Source organism: Agrobacterium larrymoorei, from assembly GCF_005145045.1.
GTDB lineage: Bacteria > Pseudomonadota > Alphaproteobacteria > Rhizobiales > Rhizobiaceae > Agrobacterium > Agrobacterium larrymoorei.
The window spans coordinates 1,437,094-1,460,000 of record NZ_CP039692.1; the positions used below are offsets into that span (position 1 = coordinate 1,437,094).

Annotated in this window: 22 protein-coding genes (1 of these 22 running past the window's edge); 13 read left to right on the top strand and 9 right to left on the bottom strand. The window is 58.5% G+C overall.

Annotated features, from left to right (window positions below; all coding sequences use genetic code 11):
- Positions 1-83: 83 nt before the first annotated feature.
- Both CFBP5473_RS20825 and CFBP5473_RS20830 read right to left on the bottom strand, forming a co-directional pair.
- Positions 84-1,274, bottom strand: coding sequence for an efflux RND transporter periplasmic adaptor subunit (locus tag CFBP5473_RS20825; RefSeq protein ID WP_027676847.1), 1,191 nt, complete (start codon positions 1,272-1,274; stop codon positions 84-86).
- 62 nt (positions 1,275-1,336) lie between these two features.
- Positions 1,337-2,134: an alpha/beta hydrolase fold domain-containing protein gene (locus tag CFBP5473_RS20830; RefSeq protein WP_027676846.1), complete on the bottom strand. Its 798-nt coding sequence runs from the start codon at positions 2,132-2,134 to the stop codon at positions 1,337-1,339.
- A gap of 135 nt (positions 2,135-2,269) precedes the next feature.
- On the opposite strand from CFBP5473_RS20830, the gene CFBP5473_RS20835 reads away from it, so the two are divergent.
- Together CFBP5473_RS20835 and CFBP5473_RS20840 are read left to right on the top strand one after the other, a co-directional pair.
- Positions 2,270-3,169, top strand: coding sequence for a LysR family transcriptional regulator (locus tag CFBP5473_RS20835; protein WP_027676845.1), 900 nt, complete (start codon positions 2,270-2,272; stop codon positions 3,167-3,169).
- A 150-nt stretch (positions 3,170-3,319) separates the two neighbouring features.
- Complete coding sequence (locus CFBP5473_RS20840; protein WP_027676844.1) at positions 3,320-4,357, top strand: NAD(P)-dependent alcohol dehydrogenase; 1,038 nt, start codon at positions 3,320-3,322, stop codon at positions 4,355-4,357.
- On the opposite strand, the gene CFBP5473_RS20845 is transcribed toward CFBP5473_RS20840, so the two are convergent.
- Positions 4,344-4,760 carry a hypothetical protein gene (locus CFBP5473_RS20845; RefSeq protein ID WP_136954411.1) on the bottom strand — a complete coding sequence of 139 codons (417 nt, stop codon included), beginning with the start codon at positions 4,758-4,760 and terminating at the stop codon, positions 4,344-4,346. The two genes, CFBP5473_RS20840 and CFBP5473_RS20845, sit on opposite strands and share 14 nt — an antisense overlap.
- Between CFBP5473_RS20845 and CFBP5473_RS20850 the strand changes: the two genes are divergently transcribed.
- The 9 genes from CFBP5473_RS20850 to CFBP5473_RS20890 all read left to right on the top strand — a co-directional run bounded on the left by CFBP5473_RS20850 (position 4,734) and on the right by CFBP5473_RS20890 (position 13,185).
- A complete protein-coding gene (locus tag CFBP5473_RS20850; RefSeq protein ID WP_027676843.1) occupies positions 4,734-5,618 on the top strand; it encodes an AraC family transcriptional regulator in 885 nt (294 codons plus the stop codon). The genes CFBP5473_RS20845 and CFBP5473_RS20850 overlap by 27 nt on opposite strands.
- 96 nt (positions 5,619-5,714) lie before the next feature.
- A complete protein-coding gene (locus CFBP5473_RS20855) occupies positions 5,715-6,620 on the top strand; it encodes an ABC transporter substrate-binding protein (RefSeq protein WP_027676842.1) in 906 nt (301 codons plus the stop codon).
- 66 nt (positions 6,621-6,686) lie between these two features.
- The gene (locus tag CFBP5473_RS20860; protein ID WP_027676841.1) at positions 6,687-8,189 is read left to right on the top strand and encodes a sugar ABC transporter ATP-binding protein; all 1,503 of its coding nucleotides are present in this window, start codon (positions 6,687-6,689) and stop codon (positions 8,187-8,189) included.
- A complete protein-coding gene (locus tag CFBP5473_RS20865) occupies positions 8,179-9,156 on the top strand; it encodes an ABC transporter permease (protein WP_027676840.1) in 978 nt (325 codons plus the stop codon). The genes CFBP5473_RS20860 and CFBP5473_RS20865 overlap by 11 nt, the downstream gene beginning before the upstream one ends.
- Positions 9,157-9,195: 39 nt before the next feature.
- On the top strand, positions 9,196-9,927 hold the full coding sequence (locus CFBP5473_RS20870) for an SDR family oxidoreductase (RefSeq protein ID WP_027676839.1): 732 nt from the start codon (positions 9,196-9,198) through the stop codon (positions 9,925-9,927).
- A gap of 32 nt (positions 9,928-9,959) precedes the next feature.
- Positions 9,960-11,585, top strand: a complete 1,626-nt coding sequence (locus tag CFBP5473_RS20875) for an FGGY-family carbohydrate kinase (RefSeq protein ID WP_027676838.1) — start codon at positions 9,960-9,962, stop codon at positions 11,583-11,585.
- Positions 11,586-11,609: 24 nt separating this feature from the next.
- The gene (locus tag CFBP5473_RS20880; RefSeq protein ID WP_027676837.1) at positions 11,610-12,335 is read left to right on the top strand and encodes an SDR family oxidoreductase; all 726 of its coding nucleotides are present in this window, start codon (positions 11,610-11,612) and stop codon (positions 12,333-12,335) included.
- Positions 12,336-12,410: 75 nt separating this feature from the next.
- Positions 12,411-12,839, top strand: coding sequence for a MerR family transcriptional regulator (locus tag CFBP5473_RS20885; protein WP_027676836.1), 429 nt, complete (start codon positions 12,411-12,413; stop codon positions 12,837-12,839).
- Positions 12,775-13,185 (top strand): carboxymuconolactone decarboxylase family protein, encoded by a 411-nt coding sequence (locus tag CFBP5473_RS20890; protein WP_027676835.1) that lies wholly within the window; start codon positions 12,775-12,777, stop codon positions 13,183-13,185. The genes CFBP5473_RS20885 and CFBP5473_RS20890 overlap by 65 nt, the downstream gene beginning before the upstream one ends.
- Before the next feature lie 18 nt (positions 13,186-13,203).
- On the opposite strand, the gene CFBP5473_RS20895 is transcribed toward CFBP5473_RS20890, so the two are convergent.
- From CFBP5473_RS20895 to CFBP5473_RS20920, 6 genes are all read right to left on the bottom strand, one after another.
- Complete coding sequence (locus tag CFBP5473_RS20895) at positions 13,204-15,141, bottom strand: beta-galactosidase (RefSeq protein WP_027676834.1); 1,938 nt, start codon at positions 15,139-15,141, stop codon at positions 13,204-13,206.
- A complete protein-coding gene (locus CFBP5473_RS20900) occupies positions 15,141-16,232 on the bottom strand; it encodes an ABC transporter ATP-binding protein (RefSeq protein WP_027676833.1) in 1,092 nt (363 codons plus the stop codon). Before CFBP5473_RS20900 ends, CFBP5473_RS20895 begins: the two co-directional genes overlap by 1 nt.
- Positions 16,225-18,330 carry an alpha-galactosidase gene (locus CFBP5473_RS20905; protein WP_027676832.1) on the bottom strand — a complete coding sequence of 702 codons (2,106 nt, stop codon included), beginning with the start codon at positions 18,328-18,330 and terminating at the stop codon, positions 16,225-16,227. Before CFBP5473_RS20905 ends, CFBP5473_RS20900 begins: the two co-directional genes overlap by 8 nt.
- A complete protein-coding gene (locus CFBP5473_RS20910; RefSeq protein ID WP_027676831.1) occupies positions 18,327-19,178 on the bottom strand; it encodes a carbohydrate ABC transporter permease in 852 nt (283 codons plus the stop codon). Before CFBP5473_RS20910 ends, CFBP5473_RS20905 begins: the two co-directional genes overlap by 4 nt.
- A complete protein-coding gene (locus tag CFBP5473_RS20915) occupies positions 19,178-20,086 on the bottom strand; it encodes a carbohydrate ABC transporter permease (protein ID WP_027676830.1) in 909 nt (302 codons plus the stop codon). The genes CFBP5473_RS20910 and CFBP5473_RS20915 overlap by 1 nt, the downstream gene beginning before the upstream one ends.
- Before the next feature lie 86 nt (positions 20,087-20,172).
- Positions 20,173-21,402, bottom strand: coding sequence for an ABC transporter substrate-binding protein (locus tag CFBP5473_RS20920; protein WP_027676829.1), 1,230 nt, complete (start codon positions 21,400-21,402; stop codon positions 20,173-20,175).
- A gap of 150 nt (positions 21,403-21,552) precedes the next feature.
- Between CFBP5473_RS20920 and CFBP5473_RS20925 the strand changes: the two genes are divergently transcribed.
- Positions 21,553-22,464 carry a helix-turn-helix domain-containing protein gene (locus tag CFBP5473_RS20925; protein WP_027676828.1) on the top strand — a complete coding sequence of 304 codons (912 nt, stop codon included), beginning with the start codon at positions 21,553-21,555 and terminating at the stop codon, positions 22,462-22,464.
- 95 nt (positions 22,465-22,559) lie between these two features.
- Positions 22,560-22,907 carry the 5' portion of a D-TA family PLP-dependent enzyme gene (locus tag CFBP5473_RS20930; RefSeq protein WP_037171661.1) on the top strand. 732 nt of this gene lie beyond the right edge of the window, so only the first 348 of its 1,080 coding nucleotides appear in the window; it begins with the start codon at positions 22,560-22,562; its stop codon lies beyond the right edge, outside the window.

The following is a 22,907-nucleotide window of genomic DNA, read 5'->3' on the forward strand; positions in this document are numbered from 1 at the left end:
AAGCCCTGTCCGGCGGCTGATCGCTGCCGGAAATGGGCCTTACGGGGGATTGGGTGCCGACCGCTTGGAGCGATCGGTCAGTATTAGTTGGAGGCCGCGACCTTCTCTTCCGTCTGCGGTGCGACAGTCGCGCCGGGGCGGATGCGTTGCAGGCCGTTCACCACGATCGTATCGCCAACGGACAGGCCGCTTTCGATGATGCGCTGACCGTCAGCCGGTGCACCCGGCTTGATCTGGCGATAGGCGACCTTGTTTTCGCTATCCACCACGAAGACGAATTTCTTGTCCTGATCCGTACCGATGGCGCGGTCGCTAATGGTGATGCGGTTTTCCGGCTTTGGCTCGCCCATGCGGACCCGCACGAACTGGCCGGGAATGAGCCTGCCGTCCGGGTTTTCGAACACGGCCCGAACACCGATGGTGCCGCTGGTGGAATCAACCTGATTGTCGATCAGATGGAGGACACCCTTTATCGGCGTTCCCTCATCGGAAAGCGTGCCGATCTCGACCGGGATCTGCTCCAGAGCTGGTAGCGAACCGTTCGTCTTCGGCAGTTCCGCCAGCGCCTTCATCACTGTTCCTTCGCTGGCGTTGAAGCTTGCATAGATGGGGCTTACCGACACCAGCGAGGTGAGGACAGGCGAAGTCGAACCGGCGGCCACGAGATTGCCGGGGGTGATTTCGATCTTGCCGACGCGGCCTGAAACGGGCGCGCGGATTTCGGTGTAGCTGAGATCGAGGTCCGCCGTGGTCAAGGCTGCGCGAGCTGCGCGCAACTGTGCCTCGGCTTCCGTAAACGCGCTTTGGCGCTGGTCCATGTCGCTCTGCGAAATGGTGCGGTTGTCGGAAAGACGCTTGCCGCGATCCAGCTCCGTTCTTGCAAGGCTGACCTTCGCTTCGGCGGAAGCGACCTGCGCCTGCGCACCCGCGACGGCTGCCTCATAAGGCGCCGGATCGATGGTGAAAAGGGCGTCGCCTTCCTTCACCAATGCGCCTTCGCGGAAGTGGACGGCCTTGATCTGGCCAACGACGCGGGACCGGATTTGCACCCGTTCGATGGCTTCGAGACGACCGGAAAACTCTTCCCAGCGCATGACATTGCGGCTTTCAACCTTGGCAACAGTGACCGGTGTCGGCGGTGCCTCGGCTGGTGTGGATGCAGCAGTTGCATCGCCGCTGCCGGGGAATTCGAACAGAAGCGCTGCGCCAAAAATGGAGACAGCAAGTCCTAGACCGGTGCCCAACAGGGCCCGGCGCTTGTGATTGAGCGTCATGGGATCTCTCCTTGGCCCCGGGACAGGGCCGATCAGTTCAGCAAGTGAAATATAAAGGCGGTCTAAACTTTAAGGTCGCGGACGAAGGTCAGGAACTCCGAACAGACAGACGAAACCCAGGGGCCTCCATCGCCGCGATATAGACCCGTCCAGCCGATGCCGGGCGGGAAAACATGTTGTCTTACGCAGACATCCGATCCGATGAGCCGTTCTGCGTAATTGACGGTCTCGTCTCGCAGCGGATCGTCATCCGCCGTGAAAATCAGTGCCGGAGCAACCCGGTTAAGCCGGGTGCACTGGCAGGGCGCGGCGTAAGGGTGAAAGAAGCCGCAGGCCTTTGCCAGATAATGGCTCCAACCATCCGCCCAACGCTGCCGCATTCCAATCCGGTCTGCCTCACGGAACGATTCCGTCGTCATCATCGGATCGATCATCGGGGACAGGAGAACCTGTCCCGCAAGCTTGCCCGGCATCCGGTCCCGCGCTTTGAGCGCCAGACCCGCTGCCACGTTACCACCCGCTTCTTCTCCGGCAACGAACAAGGGGGACTTGGCGCTGCCGAAACTCTTGCGGTCGTTATTCAGGTAATCCAGCGCCTCATAGGCGCAATCGATCACCAGTGGAAACTCGTTGCCTGAAGCCTCGCTGTAATTGGCTTCCACGACGACGACGCCGTTTTCAGCCAAGGCACGAGCCACGGGCAGTTCGGGGCGGTCCGATCCTTCTTCGAGAAAGGAACCACCTCTGAGATAGAGAACGACTGGCGGGTTGCGCAGGGTCTTCACACCTTCGTAACGGCGCACGAGGAGAGGCGGTTTGGCCGCTTTCCCACACCCGAGCTGTTGCCATTGCGTCTGCATGACGAGGTTCCTTCGCGACACCAATTGCGATGCCGGTAGTTGCAAAATCTGTAATGCATATTATTGTTCGGTGAAATTCGATCAAGTCGGCGAATAAGAAAACACTATTCCAAAATCACGGATAATAGGCCAATTATGGATCAACTGTCTGCTATGCGCGTCTTTACCCGTGTCGTGGAAACGGGCAACTTCAGCCGTGCCGCAACCGCGCTCAACATGCCCAAGACCACCGTCACCAACATGGTGCAGGCGCTTGAAGGCCACCTTCAGACCACGCTTCTGAACCGGACGACCCGCCGCGTCATGCTGACCACGGATGGCGCTTTATATTACGAGCGCGCCGCACAAATTCTCTCGGAAATTGAAGAACTTGATGGCAGCATGTCCAGTGCTCAGGTTCAGCCGTCCGGCAAGCTCCGCGTTGAAATGGCGGGCGTCTTTGCGGATATGATGATCATTCCAAATCTATGCGACTTCTACCAGCGCTACCCTCAAATCCGTCTCGATCTGGGTGTGGGGGACCGGCTGGTGGATTATATGGCAGAAAACGTCGATTGCGCCTTGCGGGTGGGCACCTTGCGCGACCAGTCGCTTATTGCCAGAAAAGTAGGCGATCTGCATTTCGCGACCTATGCCTCACCATCTTACATACAAAGATTTGGAATGCCAGAGCAACCGGAGAACCTCGAGACGGATCATCACGGGGTGGGTTATCTCAATGCCGCGAACGGTCAGATCATGTCGATGTCATTCGTAGACGATTCGCGAAGTGCCGAAATCACGCCGCGCTATATCGTTTCCGCCAATGACAGCCGCACCTATCTCACGGCAGCTTTGGGCGGGCTGGGCATCGCGCAGCTTCCCGTTTTCATGGCGCGGGATCACGCAGAGCGTGGAGAGTTGGTTCAGGTGCTACCCGCATGGCGCAACGAAACCATGCCGATCTACATCGTCTATCCGCAGACGCGCCATGTTACCAACAAGGTCCGTGTCTTCGTGGATTGGCTGGCGAAGACGGTTCACACCAGCCTTTGATACGGAAAGGCCGGTGCCGCTGATACGCTTTTTCCATTTGGCAAAGAAATTTGTCAGGTAGGGATGATTTCTATTTACTTTCGCCAAAACTAAGTTTCATCACCTTCTCATACACCACGTTCCGCATCTCGGACCCTGAAGGAGGAAACAATGAAGGCTCTGGTTCTGGAGGAAAAGGGAAAGCTGTCGCTGCGCGATTTCGATCTCCCGAATACGCTCGGTCCGAAGGATGTAAAAATCCGCACCCACACCGTTGGCATCTGCGGATCGGATGTCCATTATTATACCCACGGCAAGATCGGACATTTCGTCGTCAACGCTCCGATGGTTCTGGGGCATGAGGCATCCGGCACGGTTCTGGAAGTCGGTGCGGATGTCACGCATCTGAAGGCAGGCGACCGTGTTTGCATGGAGCCGGGCATTCCCGACCCGACCTCGCGCGCGGCGAAACTCGGTATCTACAACGTCGATCCCGCCGTTACTTTCTGGGCAACGCCGCCGGTTCACGGTTGCCTTGCGCCGGAAGTCGTCCACCCTGCGGCTTTCACTTACAAGCTGCCGGATAACGTGTCCTTCGGTGAAGGCGCGATGGTGGAGCCTTTCGCCATCGGCATGCAGGCTGCGCTCAGAGCACGCATTCAGCCGGGCGATGTCGCTGTCGTAACCGGTGCCGGTCCCATCGGCATGATGGTGGCACTTGCGGCGCTGGCTGGCGGCTGCGCCAAGGTCATCGTCGCCGATCTCGCCCAGCCAAAGCTCGATATCATCGGTGCCTATGAGGGTATCGAGACCGTCAACATTCGCGAGCGCTCGCTGCCGGAAGCCGTTGCGCAGGCAACGGATGGCTGGGGATGCGATATCGTGTTCGAATGCTCCGGTGCGGCCCCGGCTATCCTCGGCATGGCAAAGCTTGCTCGCCCGGGCGGTGCAATCGTGTTGGTCGGCATGCCGGTGGACCCCGTTCCTGTCGATATCGTCGGCCTTCAGGCAAAAGAACTACGCGTGGAAACGGTGTTCCGTTACGCCAATGTCTACGACCGCGCCATCGCCTTGATCGGCTCCGGCAAGGTCGATCTCAAGCCGCTGATTTCCGCCACGCTTCCTTTCGAAGACAGCATTGCTGGCTTTGACCGCGCCGTCGAAGCCCGGGAAACGGATGTAAAGCTGCAAATTCTCATGCCGCAATGATGGCGGTGACCGGTACTGATACGGCACCGGTCAACTCCTTGTGAAAAAGTATAAGTAGGCTCTGCTGCACAGCAGCAAAGCCTTTGACCGCCTGATCTAAAAACGGCATGAAATTCGGGATAAAACCCCACAAATTTAATGGCCTGCAAGGTGAATTCACCCTGCAGGCTTTCGTTTTTGCGACATGCCGCACTGCGCCAGATTTCGGACTCGTCAGTTTTCGACGCCTGAGTGTAAAAAAAGTATCAGCAATTCTTGCGCCATGATGTGGAAAGGGCGTTAGCACGGGTTCATGTTTATCGCGACGCCGGATGCAGCTTGAGGAGAAAGCTGCACGAAGCTGCAAAGCAGGCGCGGAAATGCTTGGGAGAGAGTGATGCAACCCGATCTGGAACTGGTCCATATACGCAAGGGCGAATCCTTCGCTGCCTGGCGGCATGGCTATCCGTTCAGAACGGTTCGCTGGCATTACCACCCCGAATATGAAATCCATCTGGTCGTCGCCACGTCGGGCACCTTTTACATCGGTGATTTCGTCGGCAGCTTCAAACCGGGCCAGTTGATCATGACCGGGCCCAATCTTCCCCAGAATTGGATCAGTGAAATCGAAGCGGGCGAAGTCGTGCCTGCGCGTTCCCTTGTCATCCAGTTTCCAGAAATCTTCATCGAGGAAGCATCCGCGTCCATGCCGGAAATGGATGCGATCCGTCCGCTTCTGGAGCGCAGCCGTCGCGGTCTTCTCTTCGATGACGAGACCAGCGAGCGCGTGCGCCCTCTGATCGAGCGGCTGATCGAAGCGCAGGGTATCAAGCGGCTGGCGCTGTTCTGGGAGATACTCGATCTCCTCGTGAACGCGCCAGATTATGAGGTGCTGGCAAGCCTCAGCTTTGAGCTGGACCTGACAGGCATCGGCGATAGCGGCATCAACAGGGCGCTGTCCTATCTGCGCCAGAACCTGACCGACCAGATCGAGGAGGCCGAGCTTGCCGATATGGTCGGGCAAAGCCAGAGCGCGTTCTCGCGTGCTTTCAAAAGACATACGGGCACGACACTGGTGCGCTATCGCAATCAACTGCGGGTGGATCTTGCCTGCCAGATGCTGCTCAGCGATCAGGACGTGAAAGTGGCGGAGGTCTGCTATGAGGTGGGCTTCTCCAACCTGTCGAATTTCAACCGGCATTTCCTCAAGCTGAAGGGAATGTCACCGTCTCAATTCCGCACGACATTCGCGGCCCAGAAGGCCTTCGTCATGGCGGACTGACGTAACGCAAAACCTGAACTTCAACCAATTCGGGCGGCATGGCGCTGTCCGGAAACGGGCTCGCCTTGCCCAATCGTCCATACGGGAGGAAATGAAATGAAATCGAAATTGTTGATGGCTTCGGTAGCACTCGCAATGATGGCTGCTCCAGCGCTTGCGCAGGAAAAGCTTAAGATCGGCATGACGTTCCAGGAGCTGAACAATCCCTACTTCGTGTCCATGCAGGAAGCGCTGAAGGAAGCGGCAGCAAGCATTGGTGCTGACGTTGTCGTAACCGATGCGGGCCATGATGTCGCCAAGCAGATTTCCGACGTGGAAGACATGTTGCAGCAGAAGATCGACATTCTCCTGCTGAACCCGACCGACAGCGCCGGTATCGAAGCTGCCGTTCATGCAGCCAAAGCCGCAGGCGTCATCGTTGTTGCCGTGGATGCGAACGCCAACGGCCCGGTCGATACCTTCGTCGGCTCCAAGAACCGCGATGCGGGATATATGTCCTGCAAGCATCTGGCGGAATCGCTGGGCGGCAAGGGTGAAGTCGCAATCCTCGACGGTATTCCGGTCGTTCCGATCCTGCAGCGCGTCGAAGGCTGCAAGGCCGCTCTCGCCGAGTTTAAGGACGTCAAGCTTGTCGATACGCAGAATGGCCGTCAGGATCGCTCGGTAGCGCTTGGCGTTGTCGAAAACATGATCCAGTCCCGCCCCAATCTCGCAGGCATCTTTTCCGTCAATGACGGTGGTGCAATGGGTGCTTTGGCCGCCATTCAGGGCTCCGGCAAGGACATCAAGCTGACCTCGGTCGACGGCGCGCCGGAAGCTGTCAAGGCGATTGCTGACGGTACGGCCTTCATCGAAACGACCGCGCAGTTCCCGCGTGACCAGGTTCGCGTCGGTCTTGCCATGGCGCTTGCCCAGAAGTGGGGCGCTCGCGTCGTGCCGAAGGAAGTTCCAATCGACGTCATGGTTGTCGACAGCAAGAACGCTGCCGATTTCAGCTGGTAATTCCTCCCGGTCCCGCCTTGCCTTCGTGCGGGGCGGGACACCCTTTCCATCCAAGAGGAGGGCGCAATGCTTGAACTGAATGGGATCAGAAAAAGCTTCGGCAAGATCGAGGTTCTACAGGGTGTGGACTTGAATGTCCGCGCGGGCGAAGTTCATGCGCTTCTGGGCGAAAACGGCGCTGGCAAGTCCACGCTCATGAAAATCCTCTGCGGCATCATCCAGCCCACCGAGGGCACGATCCGCATCAACGGCACCGAGCATCAATTCGCCAATTACGATGAGGCGATTGCCGCAGGCGTCGGCATCGTCTTTCAGGAATTCAGCCTCATCCCCTATCTCAACGCCGTCGAGAACATGTTTCTGGCACGCGAAATACGCGGGCCTCTGGGACTGTTGAACACGAAAGCAATGCGCACCCGCGCTGCCGAGATCATGCGCATGCTGGCGGTTGACGTTCCGCTCGATATGCCGGTGCACCGGCTTTCCGTGGCAGAACAGCAATTCGTGGAAATCGCCAAGGCATTGTCGCTCGATGCCCGCATTCTGGTGCTGGACGAACCGACCGCCACACTGACACCCTCCGAGGTCGAACATCTGTTCAAGGTCATGCGCGAGCTGCGCAAGCAGGGTGTCGCGATCATCTTCATTTCCCACCACCTCGAAGAAATCTTCGAAATCTGCGACCGGATCACGGTTCTGCGCGACGGAGAGTTCATCGGCTCCTGCGATGTCGCGGATGTGGATAATGATCGTCTTGTGGAGATGATGGTCGGTCGCCGCATCGAAAACAATTTCCCACCAAAGCCCGTCATCGATGCAACCGCCCCGGTGGTGATTGAGGTGGAGGAAATCCAGCTGAAGAAGACCGGTCCCGTTTCCCGCTTTGCGCTGCGGCAGGGTGAGATACTGGGTTTTGCCGGGCTTGTCGGGTCCGGTCGTACCGAAACCGTGCTTGCCATGCTGGGCGCTCATTCCGCGACCCGTTGCAAGGTGCGGGTGAATGGAACGGAAAAGCGCTTTTCCGGCCCGGATGAAGCATTGGAATATGGCATCGGTCTTCTGCCGGAAAGCCGCAAGGACGAGGGGCTGATTACCAGCTTCTCCATTCTTCAGAACATCTCGCTCAACAATTACCGCAAGTATCGCAAGTACCAGTGGTTCATCGATATGAACAAGGAGCTGGAACATACCGAGCGGGCCATGGAGCAGGTTCGCGTCAAGGCGCAGGGGCCCTATGCGCGGCTGGATACGCTGTCCGGCGGCAATCAGCAGAAGGTCGTCATTGCCCGCTGGCTGAACCACACCATGAATGTGCTGATCTTCGATGAGCCGACGCGCGGTATCGATGTGGGCGCCAAGGCGGAAATCTACGCCCTGATGCGCGAGTTTACCCAGAAGGGCCACTCCATCATCATGATTTCATCCGAACTGCCGGAAGTCATCGGCATGTCAGACCGCGTCTGCGTCTTCCGCTCCGGCGGCATCGTGGCGACGGTGGAAGGCGATGACATCAATTCAGAAACAATAATGACAAACGCAACGACCGGGAGGCTTGAACATGTCGCTTGATACAAACACGGCTACGACTGGAAAGGCCGCTGGATTCAGCTTTGGTCGTTTGCTTCATTCGCCGCTGGCTCTGCCTTTGGCGGGCCTAATCGTGGTGTCTATCCTCATGGGTCTGGCAAGCGACAATTTCTTCAGCCTCAACAACATCATGAACGTGCTGCGTCAGGTCTCCGTTGTCGGCATCCTCGCGGTCGGCATGACCTTCGTCATTCTGACGGGCGGTATCGATCTTTCCGTCGGCGCGGTCATGGCGCTGGTGGGAACGCTGAGCGCCGGGTTGATGGTCAATTACGGCGTGCCAGCCTCGCTCTCTCTGGTTATCGGCCTCTTCATCGGTCTCGGCATAGGTCTCTTGAACGGCATTCTGGTTGCCTGGGGCAAGATGCCCGCCATCATCGTCACGCTGGCCACCATGGGCATGGCGCGCGGTCTGGGTCTGATCTATTCCGGCGGTTATCCGGTCAGCGGCATTCCAAGCTGGATTTCCTGGTTCGGCGTCGGTCGCGTCGGCGTCGTTCCGGTGCCGGTCATCATCATGGTGGTAATCTACGGCATCGCCTGGGTGCTGTTGCAGCGCACCGCTTTCGGTCGTCACGTCTACGCGCTCGGTGGCAATGAAACCGCTGCGCGCCTCTCCGGCGTCAAGACGCGCCGCGTCAAGCTCGCGGTCTACGGCATTTCCGGCCTGACCGCCGCCTTCGCAGCCGTCATCCTCACCGGCCGCCTGATGAGTGGTCAGCCTAATGCGGGTGTCGGCTTCGAACTCGATGCCATTGCCGCCGTCGTTCTTGGCGGAACAGCCATCGCAGGCGGTCGCGGCCTCATCCTTGGCACGCTGATTGGCGCAATCCTTCTCGGCATCCTCAATAATGGCCTGAACCTCATGGGCATCAACCCTTATCTTCAGGATGTCATCAAGGGCGCGATCATTCTGCTCGCCATCTATATCGGGCGCGAATGGCGCTGACGCCACGCTTCCCGGCAATTTCGAAAACAGGAGAATAGCATGTCTGAATCACTGCAGGGCAAGGTGGCCGTTATTACCGGTGCTGCGTCCGGTATCGGCCTTGCCACCACGGAAGCGCTGCTGGAGCAGGGCGCAACCGTCGTCATGGTGGACTGGAACGAAGCCGCTTTGAACGAACTCGCAAGCAAGCTTGGCGAGCGGGCAATTCCACAGGTAACCAACCTTCTGGATGCCGACAGCTGCAACGCCATGGTGCCGGATATTCTTCAGAAGGTCGATCATATCGACATTCTTTATTGCAATGCAGGCACCTATATCGGTGGCGATCTGACGGAAACGACGCCGGAAGCCATCGACAAGATGCTCAACCTCAACGTCAACGCCGTGATGAAGAACGTTCATGCCGTCGTGCCGCATATGAGCGAGCGCAAGACGGGCGACATTATCGTCACCTGCTCGATTGCCGGTCACTTCCCGACCTACTGGGAGCCGGTTTATTCCGGTTCGAAATGGGCCATTACCAGCTTCGTGCAGGGCATGCGCCGCCAGATGATCCCGCATGGCGTGCGCGTCGCGCAGGTCTCTCCTGGGCCCGTTGTCTCCGCGCTTCTGGCGGACTGGCCGGAAGAAAATCTGCGCAAGGCGAAGGAATCCGGTAGCCTTATCGATGCAAGCGAAGTCGCGGATGCGGTCGTCTATATGCTGACGCGCAAGCGCACCGTCACCATTCGTGACATGCTGGTGCTGCCCACGAACTTCGACCGCGTTTGACGCATAGGGCATAGAAAGACGGGAGATTTGTCATGGCTCAGTATCTGATCGGGGTGGATGTTGGCACCGGCTCCGCACGCGCCGGGGTTTTCGATACCGCAGGTCGGCTGCTGGGCACGGCAAAGCGTCCCATCGATATGCATCGTGAAGATGGCGGCATCGTCGAACAATCCAGCGAGCAGATATGGCGCGCTGTATGCGGCTCCGTCAGGGAAAGCGTTGCCCGCGCCGGGGTCGATCCGGCGCAGGTCATCGGCGTCGGCTTCGATGCGACATGTTCGCTCGTTGTGCGGGGACAGGCAGGCGAGACGCTTGCCGTTGGCGATCCGGCTCACCCCGAACGCGATGTCATCGTATGGATGGACCACCGCGCAGTCGAACAGGCCGAGCGGATCAACGCTGGAAATCATGACGTTCTGAAATATGTCGGCGGTCGCATATCGCCTGAAATGGAAACGCCGAAGCTTCTCTGGCTGAAAGAGAACAAGCCAGATATCTATGCCCGCGCCGAACATTTCTTCGACCTCACGGATTTTCTGACATGGAAGGCGAGCGGCGCTCTCGACCGCTCCGCCTGCACCGTGACGTGCAAGTGGACTTATCTGGCGCATGAACGCCGCTGGGACGATGCTTATTTCCGTGCAATCGGACTTGAGGATCTGGCCGATCAGGGCTTTGCGCGCATCGGCAGAAACGTGGTCGATCCGGGCACGGCTCTGGGGCAAGGCCTTGCTGCCGAAGCAGCGGAGGTCATGGGTCTGAAGCCCGGAACCGCAGTTGCTGCGGGCCTGATCGATGCGCACGCAGGCGGTGTCGGCACGGTCGCAGCCGGTGGCAATGCCTTCAATTGCCTCGGCTATGTGTTTGGCACATCCTCCTGCACCATGACGACGACGAAAGAGCCTGCTTTCGTGCCGGGCGTTTGGGGGCCTTATTATTCTGCCATGGTGCCGGGTGCATGGCTGAACGAGGGTGGGCAATCTGCCGCTGGTGCTGCCATCGATCACCTCGTGCAATTGCATCCTGCGACCAAAGAGGCGACGGATATCGCCGCGCGCGAAGGCAAGTCCCTGCCACAATGGCTTGCGGACCGCGCCGTAGAGATCGCCGGTTCGCCATCCGGGGCAGTACGGCTGGCTGATAATCTCCATGTTGTACCGGAATTCCTCGGCAATCGCGCGCCCTTTGCCGATCCGCACGCACGCGCCGTGATCATGGGGTACGGCATGGAAACCGGGCCGGATTCCCTGGTCGCTCTCTATGTGGCGGGTATCTGCGGCCTCGGTTATGGTCTTCGGCAGATCATCGAGACGCAGGCGAAGAACGGTGCGCCTGTCGAGACGATCAGCGTCAGCGGTGGCGCTGGTGCGCATCCTCTGATCCAGCAATTGCTTGCCGATGCGACGAGCCTTCCGGTCGAGATTACGGAATGCGAGGAGCCCGTACTGCTCGGTTCGGCCATGCTGGGCGCGGTTGCTTCAGGCGCGTTTCCCGACTTGCAAACGGCAATGCCCGCAATGTCGCGCGTCGCCACGCGCTGCAATCCTCACGAAGAAAACGGAGCCGTCCAGAAAGCGCGTTATGAGGCATTTCTTACGCTTCAGCGCACGGCCCGCGAAATCCGCACGGCAACCAAAGCCGCAACACATTCGGCCTGAAGGCCATAACATTCAGAGGTTATCATGCAGTTTTCCGGCAAATCCGTCATCATTACCGGCGCAGGCAAGGGCATTGGCCGCGCATGTGCCAGGCTCATGGCGGAGCGCGGGGCGGAAGTGGTGGCGCTCAGCCGCACCCAGTCCGATCTCGATAGTCTCAAAGGCGAAATCGGCGGACGCTCCATTCAGGTCGATCTGGCCGATGCCGCCGCAACGCGGGCTGCGATGGCGCAGGCCGGAACCTGCGATTACCTGATCAACAGCGCAGGCATCAACGTGCTGGAAAGCGTGCTGGATATGACGGAGGCGGGTTACGAAGCCGTGCTCGGCATCAATCTTCGCGCTGCGCTGATTGCCTGTCAGGAATTTGCCCGCGCGCGTGTCGCTGCCGGCGGCGGCGGAGCCATCGTCAACATCACCTCCATCGCCGGTCACAGAGGCTTTCAGGACCACCTCTGCTACGCGGCCTCCAAGGCTGGTCTTGAGGGCGCAACCCGTGTGCTCGCAAAGGAACTCGGACCCCACGGCATCCGCGTCAACGCTGTCGCTCCCACGATTACGCTGACGGAGCTTGCAGCGGAAGCCTGGAGCGACCCCGCAAAAAGCGCGCCCATGATGGTGCGCCACCCGCTGAACCGTTTCGCCGAAGCGGAAGAGGTGGCGCAGAGCATCGCGCTACTGCTCTCAGACGACAGCCGGATGATCTCCGGTGCCGTGCTTCCCATCGATGGTGGCTTCCTCGCTGTTTGATTTGTGAAAAAAGACCATTGACTTGGAGTGCGCTCCAACTCGTAACTTCCCAAGCGTTGTGACGAAGAGGTACTCATGAAGAGCGGTGAACTTGCAAGGCGCTCTGGCCTTTCGGCCTATACCATCCGCTATTACGAGCGGATCGGCCTGCTGCCCTATGCCGATCGCGATCGCTCCAGCAGACGCGATTACGACCCGTCGATTCTCGTCTGGATAGCCTTTCTCGGTCGCCTGAAAACGACCGGGATGCCAATCAGGGATATGTTGCGCTACGCCGCTTTGAGAACGCAGGGTGACGACACCGTGCGGGAGCGGCAGGCAATCCTCGAAGCGCATCGCGAGCAGGTGCGGGCACAGATCGAAAATCTTCAAGATTGCCTCCTCGTCCTTGACCAGAAGATCGCCGGATATGCTGGCGAAGATCAGAGGATGAAGGATTATGACGCAATCTCTACCCCATCAGGAAGAAAGCAGGCTGGAACGCGGACAACGCGCACTCGCTGAAATAGACGGAGAGGCCGGGGCAAAAGTCATTGCCGCATTGGCGGATATCGCTCCCGACTTCGCCACCTACCTGTTCGAATTTCCCTTCGGCGATATTTACAGCCGACCGGGACTGGACCTGAAATCACGCGAAATCGCGACCATCGCTGCGCTGACCGCCCTCGGCAACGCTGCACCGCAATTGAAGGTGCACATCGAGGCCGGTCTCAACGTCGGACTTTCCCGTGAAGAAATCACGGAAACCATCATGCAGATGGCGGTCTATGCGGGCTTCCCTGCGGCGTTGAACGGCCTCTTCGCCGCAGAGGAAGTCTTTGCTGAACGCACCGCCAAATCGGTCGCGTAAATAAATGAGAAGGCCGCTTTACGCGGCCGTCTCGATCCAGGCCGCAACCTGTTGCGGTTGCAGTTCGCTGCTGCCAAGCACCGGCTCTGCGCCTTCTGGCAGCGTCCATGCCTCGGTGCCGTAGTTGAAGGCGAAAACCATGTTGCCGCGGCGGCGGATACGGATGGTGGCGGGCAGTGGCATCGTTTTCAGCTTTGCCTTGTCTGCCGCGAGAGCCAGAACCGAGGACAACAACGCTTCATCCGCCCAGCAGGCGAGATAGAGCATATTGTCTTTTTCAGTCAGAGCCGGATCTCCGTTGCCGAAGCGGGCAAGAACATCAGCCGAGGTCTGCACGGTTTCCCGCCAGCGAATGGCAGCGCCGGAGATTGCACCCGTAACAGTATCCGAGAGGCCCGGTCGCAGCGTAGACACCTGAATGACGCGATTACCGGTCTTGTCCCCGAGCGGACCCGGAGGCAGGTTCTTCGGAATGACGAAGTTGCGGTCGCGTGAGCCGGTGCGGGCGCCGATGAGAATGGTGCCTTTGGCGTTGCGCAGAGCCGCTTCCGTTGAGGCGCAGACTTCCGTCATGCAGGGCACGACGACCAGCTGGTACCCATCAAGCGAAGCGCCCGGACGGACGAAATCGACATCGAGACCAAGGCGGCGAAGACCCTCATACCAGCGGAAGCAAAGTTCCTCATAGCGGAAATCCTTGCCCTGCGGCTGGATCATCGTTGTCCAGTAGCTCTGGTAATCGAAAACCAGCGCGACATGCGCCTTGCCGCCTTCAGGCAGTGTCATTGCCATCAGTTCTTCACCAACCTGCTGCGCCTCAAGACCGCCCGGCGAAAGCTCGTCCAGACCCGCGATGTTGAGACCGGCATGCATCTGTTCCTGTGCGAAGGAAGCCTGCCGCCAGCGGAAATAGCTGACCACTTCTGCGCCATGCGCAAGCGCTTCCCATGTCCACAGCCGCACCATGCCGGGTTTCGGCACGGGGTTCCATGGTGCCCAGTTGACGGGGCCGGGCTGCTGCTCCATCACCCAGAAACGACCGCGACCGACGCCGCGATAGAGATCGTGGTGATAGGGCGCGATATCCGGGTGAGAGGTTTCGGCCCAGCGATTGCGCTCTTCTTCCGTGAAGGGAAATTTTTCCACGAAGCCGATGGGGTAGCTGTCCCAGGATGCGAGATCGAGATTCTCCGCCACCTTGAAGTGGTCGAAATCAGAGACGAAGCCCATGAAATTATGGGTGATCCAGCGATCCGGCGAATGCAGGCGAATGGTGTCGCACTGCATCTTGTCATATGCCGCCACCTGATCGGAATGGAAGCGCCAGAAATCCAGCCGGGTGGCCGGGTTCGGTTCCGTCACCGTCAGGTTTGGAAGCGCCACCTCATCGAAGCTGTTGACCTCCATGGACCAGAACACGCTGCCCCATGCCTCGTTCAGCTGCGTTGCCGACTGGTAGCGAAGACGCAGCCAGCGCTTGAACGCTTTCAGGTCTTCCGGCCCCCAGGACAGGATCGTGTCGTGGCAGCCATATTCATTATCCGTCTGCCAGCCGACGAGACCAGGGTGCTCGCCATAGCGCTTGGCGATGATCTCTACGATGCGCGCGCTTTCGCGCCACCAGGTTTCGGACGAGAAAGTGTAATGGCGGCGTGAGCCGAAACCACGCACTTTTCCATGCTCGTCATAAGGCAGGATATCCGGGTTTTCGTCCACCAGCCACTTCGGCGGCGTCGCCGTCGGCGTACCGAGAACGATCTTCAGACCGGCACCGGCCAGCACATCCATCGCGCGGTCCAGCCAGCCGAAATCGAACGTATCGCGGGATGGCTCGATGCGGGACCATGCGAATTCACCAATGCGAACGAATGAAATTCCAAGCTCGCGCATGCGGCGCGCATCGTCTGCCCAGCGACTTTCGTCCCAGTGTTCCGGGTAGTAACATACACCAAGCATTATCGAGTAAGATCCCCATTGATGAGCGCAAGGCCATCGCGGTTGAACAGATGGCAGGCTTTCGTATTGATACCGAGTTTCATCACGTCTCCGGGCTTTGCCGCAGCAAGACCATCCGCCTTCACCGAGATTTCCGAACCATCCGCAAGCGCCACGAAGAACAGCGTTTCGGAACCGAGATATTCGGCAAGGCGAACCGTACCTTCGATGACGATGTCTCCTTCACCGTTGGCATTGATATGCTCGGGACGAAGGCCAAGCGTTGCATCGCCGGTATATGACGGTGCCCCGTGCAGCTTTAGCTGCGCACCACCCGGAAGCGTCACGGCAAGCGCGCCGTCCTCCACCTGCGTTGCGTGGACATGCAGGAAGTTCATTTTCGGAGAGCCGATAAAGCCAGCCACGAAAAGGTTGGCGGGGCGGTGGTAAAGTTCGAGTGGGGAGCCGACCTGCTCGATCTTTCCGGCAGACAGAACCACGATCTTGTCCGCCATGGTCATGGCCTCGACCTGATCGTGCGTGACGTAGATCATCGTCGCCTTCAAATCCTGATGCAGCTTGGAAAGCTCTGCACGCATCTGCACGCGAAGGGCGGCATCGAGGTTGGAAAGCGGCTCATCGAAGAGAAAGACTTCCGGGTTGCGAACGATGGCGCGACCGATGGCGACGCGCTGGCGCTGGCCACCGGAGAGCTGGCCCGGCTTGCGCTGCAACAGCGCGTCCAGTTGCAGCATCTTGGCGGCTCTTGAGGTGCGCTCGGCAATGACCTCCTTGGAGTGGCCGGTCATCTTCAGGCCGAAGCCGATATTGTCTTCCACCGTCATATGCGGATAGAGCGCGTAGGACTGGAAAACCATGGCCACGCCACGGTCGGACGGGCCGATGCGGGTCATGTCCTGCCCGCCAATGGCCAGTTCGCCGGAGGTGATTTCTTCAAGCCCTGCGATCATGCGCAGAAGCGTGGATTTTCCGCAGCCGGAAGGACCGACGAATACGCAGAACTCACCATCCTTGACGTCGAGATCGACGCCCTTGATGACGGCGAGCGCGCCGAATTCCTTCTTGACGTTGCGCAGGCTCACGTCAGCCATTGATAGTGCCTCCCTTGACAGGTTCCAGTTCGATGAGCAGCGCGCTTTCCGGTCTCAGCATCGGCAGCGGCAGGCCGGAAAGGCCGACGCTTGAAAGCTCGAAGCTGATATCGCCGGAAAGCAGTCTCTTCTGCCCTTCGGATATACGAATGAATTCCGGCGTGGCCGGAAGCGTGTTGGTGATTTTCCAGCGACCGCCGAGCTTGGTGATGCTTTCCGGCAGCTTCAGCGGCTCAGGCTGTTCGCCTACCATCTGCGGTCCCTGAGCAACGATCACGACGATCTTTTCAGCACTTGCCGCACCCCAGACATAGCGGCCATCGACCGGCTCGATCTGGAAATTCGCGCCAGCCTTGTGCAGCAGCGGCCGTAGACGCTTGTAAGTCTCGATATATGTCTTGAGTTCGTCGCGTTCGTCATCCGCCAGTTCCAGCGGATTGAGTTCGACACCGAGATGATAAGCGAGCGCCACCAATGCGCGGAAGGCAAGCGTATGGCGTCGACCTGTCTGATGGTTGGGGGAGGCGGAGATATGGCTTCCCAGAATTTCCGGCGGAATGAAGCTGGATGCCCCACGCTGGATTTCCAGCCGCTCCAGCGCATCGGTGCAATCCGAGGTCCAGACGCGATTGGTGCGTTTCAACGCGCCATAATCGATACGACCGCCGCCCGATGCGCAGCTTTCGATTTCCACATTCGGATGCGCGGCGCGCACGCGGTCCATCAGGGCGTAGACCGCCCGTGTCTGAGCCGAGGTCTTGGCCCGACCGTCGCGTCCACCCGCATGGGTCAGGTCGCGGTTCATGTCCCATTTGATGTAGGAAACAGCGTGGTTCGCCAGAACCGCATCGATCTTTCCGAACAGATAGTCGGACACTTCTTGTCGCGTCAGGTCGAGAACGAGCTGGGTGCGGGACTGAAGCAGAGCGCGGCCTTCCACCTGCAAGGCCCAGTCTGGATGCGCCTTGTAGAGCTCCGAAACCGGGTTGATCATCTCCGGCTCGAACCAGATGCCGAACTGCATGCCGAGCGAGGTGACGTGATCGACCAGAGGCTTCAGACCATAGGGATATTTGCGCACATCGATATCCCAGTCGCCAAGGCTCGTCGTGTCGTCATCGCGCTTGCCGAACCAGCCATCGTCTAGAACGAAACGCTCGATGCCAAGCTCTGCCGCTGCGGTGGCTTGAGCTTTCAGCGAATCCATCTGGTGGTCGAAGTAGTTGCCTTCCCAGGTGTTCAGCGTCACCGGGCGCGGTGTCATTTCGCCATTCGGCCAGTTCAACAACTCTTCGCGAACGAAGCTGTGGAAGGCCTGAGTATCTGCCCCGGCATAGGCCAGCGGACTTTCATAGCTTTCACCGGCGACAAGAATGATCTCGCCCGGTTCGAACAGCTCACCTAGATGGATCAGCCGCTGGCCGTCATCCGTGCGGTCGATGACCATCTGGTGGTTGCCGCTCCAGCCGAGAGTGACACCGAAACGCTGGCCGGACCCTTCAACGAACAATATCGGAAAACGATCATGCGAGGTGCGCCCGCGACGGCTTTCCTGAGACCAGATGCCGTTGCCGAGCATTTCCTTGCGGGTCTGGAATTCACGGCCCCACATACCGGTAAAGCTCGTCAATTCCATGTCGCCCGACGGTGCCGCGAAGCTTGCGGCCATGCAGCGGTCTAGCTGGTAATCCGTGTCGCCGCGATTGGTGAGAACGGTGCCCATGGAGATGAGGCCTGATTCATGGCCGGTAATGCGGATCACGATATCGATTTTCGCTACGAGATCGCTGGCCTTGAGAACCGTGGTCCGCTGTTCCTGCTCGACCTTCCATCCGCCGAACTGAAGCGTGAAATCGCGTCCCTGTCGGTGTCCGGTAATCGCGGGCCAGCCAAAAAAGCCCATGCCGCCTGTCGGTAGCAGGACGGATGACGGCACGGCCACATCCATGCCGTTGACGCGGCTGGAGCGTTCAACGTCGAACAGGTCGTCCTGCTTAACCGACGCCTTACCGAAGAACAGGATTTCCGGCATGCCGAGTTCCGGCAGGCGCAGGTTGAGGGTGAAATGATCAGAGCCGATGGTGACGATGTTGCTCATCCCTTGGTCGCTCCCAATGTTAGGCCTGCAATGAAGTGCTTCTGCATGAGGAAGAACATGGCAACCGGCGGCAGTGCGGCAACGATGGAGCCCGCCGAAACCAGATGCCAGGCGGCAACCCATTGCCCGTTCAGCGAATAAAGCCCTGCTGTAACCGGCATGGCATGCTGCCCTTGCACGAGCACGGTTGCCCAGAAGTAATCATTCCAGACGAAGGTGAAGACCAGCACGGAAAGTGCGGCGATGGCGGGACGCATCAGTGGAAGCACGATATGGCGGAAGATGCGCCATTCCGACACGCCTTCGACGCGTGCGGATTCAATCAGCGCAAAGGGAAGACCCTTGATGAAATTGCGCATGAACAGGGTGCAGAAGCCCGTCTGGAACGCGACATGAAACAGCACGAGGCCGAGCGTCGTGTCGTAAAGACCGGCGCGCAGCGTCATATCGCGCACGGGCACCATCAGTATCTGGAAAGGAATGAAGTTGCCTGCGACGAACAGGAAGAACAGGATCAGATTGCCCTTGAACTTATAGACGGCCAGCGCAAAGCCGGTGAGGCAGGACAAGCCGACTGCACCGATAACCGTGGGGATGGTGACCTTGAACGAGTTCAGAATATAGAGCCCGATGGGCGAATCCCGGAAGACTGCCGTGTAGTTCTCGACACCGGCGAAACCGGAAGGAATGCCGAAGTAATTGCCTGCGGCCAGATCGCCAGCAGGCCGGACCGATGTGAGCGCCACGCCGATGAGAGGCAGGAGCCAAAGGAACAGCGCGACAGGCAGCAGGGCTTTGTAGGCGGTTTGCGCAAGCGGAGAGGCTTTTTGAATAGGTGCCAGGAACATCAGGCGTTCCTTTCCTGGCTCAGCATACGAACGATGAAGAGCGAGATGAAAATCATCATGATGAGGAACAGCACGACCGCAATCGATGCGCCGTAGCCCATGCGGAAGCCGTATTCGGAAAGCGCCTGCTCATACATGAAGTAGGATAGAACCTGGCTCGACCCGTAAGGGCCACCCGCCGTCATGACGGAAACGAGGTCGAAGGAGCGTAGCGAGCCGATGACGGTGACGACCATCGCGATGAAGGTTGCGGGTGCCAGCTGCGGCAGAATGATGTTCCAGAGAAGTTTCCAGCCTCTCGCGCCATCCATGCGCGCGGCCTCCACCTGCTCCGGGTTGATGTTGTTCAGGCCCGTCAGATAGAGGATCATGCAATAGGCCGTCTGCGGCCAGAGGCCCGCAACGATAATGCCGTAGGTCACGAAGCGCTCATCCGCGAGGATCGCGATCTGCTGGCCGGTCAGCCATTCCAGCAGGCGCGAGAACAGTCCGAAATCAGGTGCATAGAACCATGTGAACATCAGGCCGACGACAACCTGGCTCAGCACGAATGGGAAGAAGAACAGCGACTTGTAAAGCCGGATGCCTCTGACCGATTGATTGAGGAAGAGTGCTGCCGCCAGACCAGCCGGAATGGACAGCAGATAAAACACCAGCCAGATGACGTTGTTCTTCAGCGCCACGTAAAACGTGTCATCGCCCAGAAGCTCCACATAATTGCCAAGACCGATCCAGACCTTTTCACCAAGTCCGTCCCAATCGTGGAAACTGATCCAGATCGACTCGAAGATCGGAATGAGGACATAGATGAGGAACATAAGCATGCCGGGTGCCAGGAACAGCCATGGCGCAAGCTTCTGCTGATTGCGCTTCCAGAAACCCGGCGCGGATGAAACGGTGTTGCTCATGGCGGCACCTTTGGAACATGAAGGAAATTTCGGCCGGATGGCGCAAGATTGCTCTTTACGTCATCCGGCGCTGGGAGGAACGGGTCCTACTTGTAGACGCGGGCGCGGATCTTTTCGAGGCGCGCGAGGATTGCGTCGATCTTGTCAGGCTTCACCATGAATTCCTGAAAGCCTTCCATGCCGGCCTTCGCCATTTCGGCATTTGCATCGCGGTCATAGAACTGCGAGATGCCTTGGGCATTGGACAGCATCGTGAAACCGGCTTCGAGGAACGGATCCTGCGGCTTTGCAGCCTTGTTGTTGACCGGCAACTGACCGAGCGTCGCGTTCATCTTGGACTGGACGTCTGGAGATGCGACGTAAGCCAGAAACTTCTTGGCATCGTCCTTGTTCTTCGCGCCCGCGGGAATGTGGAACGTGTCCGTCGGCGCTTCTTCAGCCGAAGGCAGGTTTGGCGTGATCTGCGGGAACTGCAGGAAGCCGATCTGGTCTTCCTTGAGGCCGCCATTCTTGAAGGTCGCAACCGCGAAGTTGCCCATCAGATACATGGCAGCTTTACCCTGAACCAGCTGCGGAACGGCATCCTGCCAGTCGATTGCGGCATGGTTTTCGATGAAATAGCCCGGCTTGACCAGTTCTGCCCATTTCTCGAACACGGCCTTCACACGCGGGTCGGTGTAAGGCACCTTGCCGGAGGTCAGCTGCATGTGGAAATCGTAACCATTGACGCGCAGGTCAAGGTAGTCGAACCAGCCAGCGGCTGGCCACTGCGCCTTAGTGCCGATTGTGAACGGCGTGATACCAGCATCCTTCAGCTTCTTCGAAGCGGCGAGAAGCTCATCCCATGTCTTTGGTGGCGTGATGTTCTGCTGCTGGAAGATATCCTTCCGGTAATAGATGCCCCACTGATAATAGGTGTATGGCACGCCCCATTTCTTGCCGTCGATGGTCATCGAAGGTGCTGCGGATTTCAGCTGGTCATCCAGACCATTTGCCTGCCACACATCCGTCACGTCCAGAAACAGGTTTGCCTTGACGAAGGGCTCCATGCGGTTGCCCGCATACCATGCTACGACATCCGGCGCATCGGCGGTCAGGAAGTTGCGGATCGCGGACTTGTAACCCTCGTGGTCGAAGTTGTTCCACTTCACCTTCACGTCCGGGTTCGCCTTCTGGAAGTCGGCAATCAGCTCTTCCATAGCCTTTTTCGGCACGGGATCGGAATGATCGGAATTGATGGTGATTTCACCTGCGAATGCAGAGGTGAACATCGCTACAGACAAAGCAAGCCCGCTAAGGCTCTTCAAAAGGGTCATGTTTTCCTCCCTATGACCATCCCGTATCGCCGGTTGCGCGTGACCGTTCAACACGATCATTCGAGCAGGGCGATAGTTGGTGTTGATCATTGGCTTCAAAGCCGCAATAATCTACCGAGTTTTTGGTAATTTCTTCCAGGATCCTAAGCTATGCAAAATCTCCGCCCGGTTCCGCAAGATGAATCGGTACCGGTTCATCCAGATCACGATCCACGCCACCCGCTGGTCATTTTCGGAGATCATCGTTTTTGTGCAGGTGAAGCCTCGCTCGTTCAGCGCATGGCTGGGCCCCACATGCACAGCCAGATCGAATTGAATTTCGTTCTGGAAGGCAACATGACCTACTGGTTCGATGGCCGCGAGTTGACGCTGGACAAGGGGCGGCTTTGCCTCTTCTGGGGCATGATACCGCATCAGGTCATCGAGCGTGCTGAAGGCACGCGTTTCGTCTGTCTCTATGTGCCGATGTCCTTCTTTCTGGGGCTCGCCAATCTCACCCGCTTCCGCGACGCAGTTTTTCGCGGTGCCATGATCGAAGCGCTCGAGTTGCGCTCCTATGATCACGAAATCTTCGAGCGCTGGCGTCAGGAACTTCTATCCGGTGACGAAGGACTCATTGAAATCGTGCGCAACGAACTCACTGCCCGTGTGCTGCGCATAGAGCGTGACGGCTGGCGGGATTTGCGTGAGGAGGGGTCCGCAATTGCCAGCCTTGGCGTTCACGAAAGCGAACGCATCGAACATGTCGAGCGGATGTTGCGCTATATTGCGGAGCATGCCCTGGAAGATATTTCGGCAGATGATGTGGGCGCCGACGTCGGACTTCACCCGAACTATGCAATGTCCGTCTTCAAACGCGCGGTGGGATTGACGATCAACCAGGCGATCATTCGCCATCGGCTCGATACCGCCCAATCCCTGTTGATCGCGACCGATCTCTCCATCACCGATGTCGCCTTCGAATCGGGCTTCGGCTCCGTTTCCCGCTTCTATCAGGCCTTTACCGACCGTTTCGGCCTTCAGCCGAAGAAATACCGCGTCGCTATGCGAAGCAAGGTTTAAGCGGGCGGGCAGAATCCCGCGCTACCCCATAGCCATTGCCTGAGATCGGATATAGCGTCGGCCACGACCACCGAGAGATTCTTCCCGAGGATATGATGCCACTAACAGATCAGCAGATCGCCGAACTCAACACGCCCTCCGTCGTCGTCGATCTCGATATTGCCAGCAAGAATATCGCCCGCTTTCAGGAGCTTGCTGACAGGCATGGTCTGAATGTCCGCCCCCACATCAAGACCCACAAGCTCCCCGCCATCGCTGAGATGCAGCTCGCCGCGGGCGCTATCGGCATCACATGCCAGAAAGTCTCCGAAGCTGAAGCGATGGTTGCCGGAAGCGAGGCAATCAAGGATGTCTTGATCACTTACAACATCGTCGGTGAAACGAAGCTCCAGCACCTGCGCGCACTCTCTGAAAAAGTCCGGCTTTCGGTCGTTGCCGATAGT

Excerpts from the sequence above, each read along its gene's own strand:
- CFBP5473_RS20925 (WP_027676828.1), top strand. The coding sequence starts at position 21,553 with ATGCAAAATCTCCGCCCGGTTCCGCAAGATGAATCGGTACCGGTTCAT.
- CFBP5473_RS20825 (WP_027676847.1), bottom strand. The coding sequence starts at position 1,274 with ATGACGCTCAATCACAAGCGCCGGGCCCTGTTGGGCACCGGTCTAGGA.
- CFBP5473_RS20830 (WP_027676846.1), bottom strand. The coding sequence starts at position 2,134 with ATGCAGACGCAATGGCAACAGCTCGGGTGTGGGAAAGCGGCCAAACCG.
- CFBP5473_RS20850 (WP_027676843.1), top strand. The coding sequence starts at position 4,734 with ATGCAACCCGATCTGGAACTGGTCCATATACGCAAGGGCGAATCCTTC.
- CFBP5473_RS20920 (WP_027676829.1), bottom strand. The coding sequence starts at position 21,402 with ATGACCCTTTTGAAGAGCCTTAGCGGGCTTGCTTTGTCTGTAGCGATG.
- CFBP5473_RS20885 (WP_027676836.1), top strand. The coding sequence starts at position 12,411 with ATGAAGAGCGGTGAACTTGCAAGGCGCTCTGGCCTTTCGGCCTATACC.
- CFBP5473_RS20840 (WP_027676844.1), top strand. The coding sequence starts at position 3,320 with ATGAAGGCTCTGGTTCTGGAGGAAAAGGGAAAGCTGTCGCTGCGCGAT.
- CFBP5473_RS20880 (WP_027676837.1), top strand. The coding sequence starts at position 11,610 with ATGCAGTTTTCCGGCAAATCCGTCATCATTACCGGCGCAGGCAAGGGC.
- CFBP5473_RS20900 (WP_027676833.1), bottom strand. The coding sequence starts at position 16,232 with ATGGCTGACGTGAGCCTGCGCAACGTCAAGAAGGAATTCGGCGCGCTC.
- CFBP5473_RS20870 (WP_027676839.1), top strand. The coding sequence starts at position 9,196 with ATGTCTGAATCACTGCAGGGCAAGGTGGCCGTTATTACCGGTGCTGCG.
- CFBP5473_RS20835 (WP_027676845.1), top strand. The coding sequence starts at position 2,270 with ATGGATCAACTGTCTGCTATGCGCGTCTTTACCCGTGTCGTGGAAACG.
- CFBP5473_RS20855 (WP_027676842.1), top strand. The coding sequence starts at position 5,715 with ATGAAATCGAAATTGTTGATGGCTTCGGTAGCACTCGCAATGATGGCT.
- CFBP5473_RS20845 (WP_136954411.1), bottom strand. The coding sequence starts at position 4,760 with ATGGACCAGTTCCAGATCGGGTTGCATCACTCTCTCCCAAGCATTTCC.
- CFBP5473_RS20915 (WP_027676830.1), bottom strand. The coding sequence starts at position 20,086 with ATGAGCAACACCGTTTCATCCGCGCCGGGTTTCTGGAAGCGCAATCAG.
- CFBP5473_RS20875 (WP_027676838.1), top strand. The coding sequence starts at position 9,960 with ATGGCTCAGTATCTGATCGGGGTGGATGTTGGCACCGGCTCCGCACGC.
- CFBP5473_RS20890 (WP_027676835.1), top strand. The coding sequence starts at position 12,775 with ATGACGCAATCTCTACCCCATCAGGAAGAAAGCAGGCTGGAACGCGGA.
- CFBP5473_RS20860 (WP_027676841.1), top strand. The coding sequence starts at position 6,687 with ATGCTTGAACTGAATGGGATCAGAAAAAGCTTCGGCAAGATCGAGGTT.
- CFBP5473_RS20865 (WP_027676840.1), top strand. The coding sequence starts at position 8,179 with ATGTCGCTTGATACAAACACGGCTACGACTGGAAAGGCCGCTGGATTC.
- CFBP5473_RS20905 (WP_027676832.1), bottom strand. The coding sequence starts at position 18,330 with ATGAGCAACATCGTCACCATCGGCTCTGATCATTTCACCCTCAACCTG.
- CFBP5473_RS20910 (WP_027676831.1), bottom strand. The coding sequence starts at position 19,178 with ATGTTCCTGGCACCTATTCAAAAAGCCTCTCCGCTTGCGCAAACCGCC.
- CFBP5473_RS20895 (WP_027676834.1), bottom strand. The coding sequence starts at position 15,141 with ATGCTTGGTGTATGTTACTACCCGGAACACTGGGACGAAAGTCGCTGG.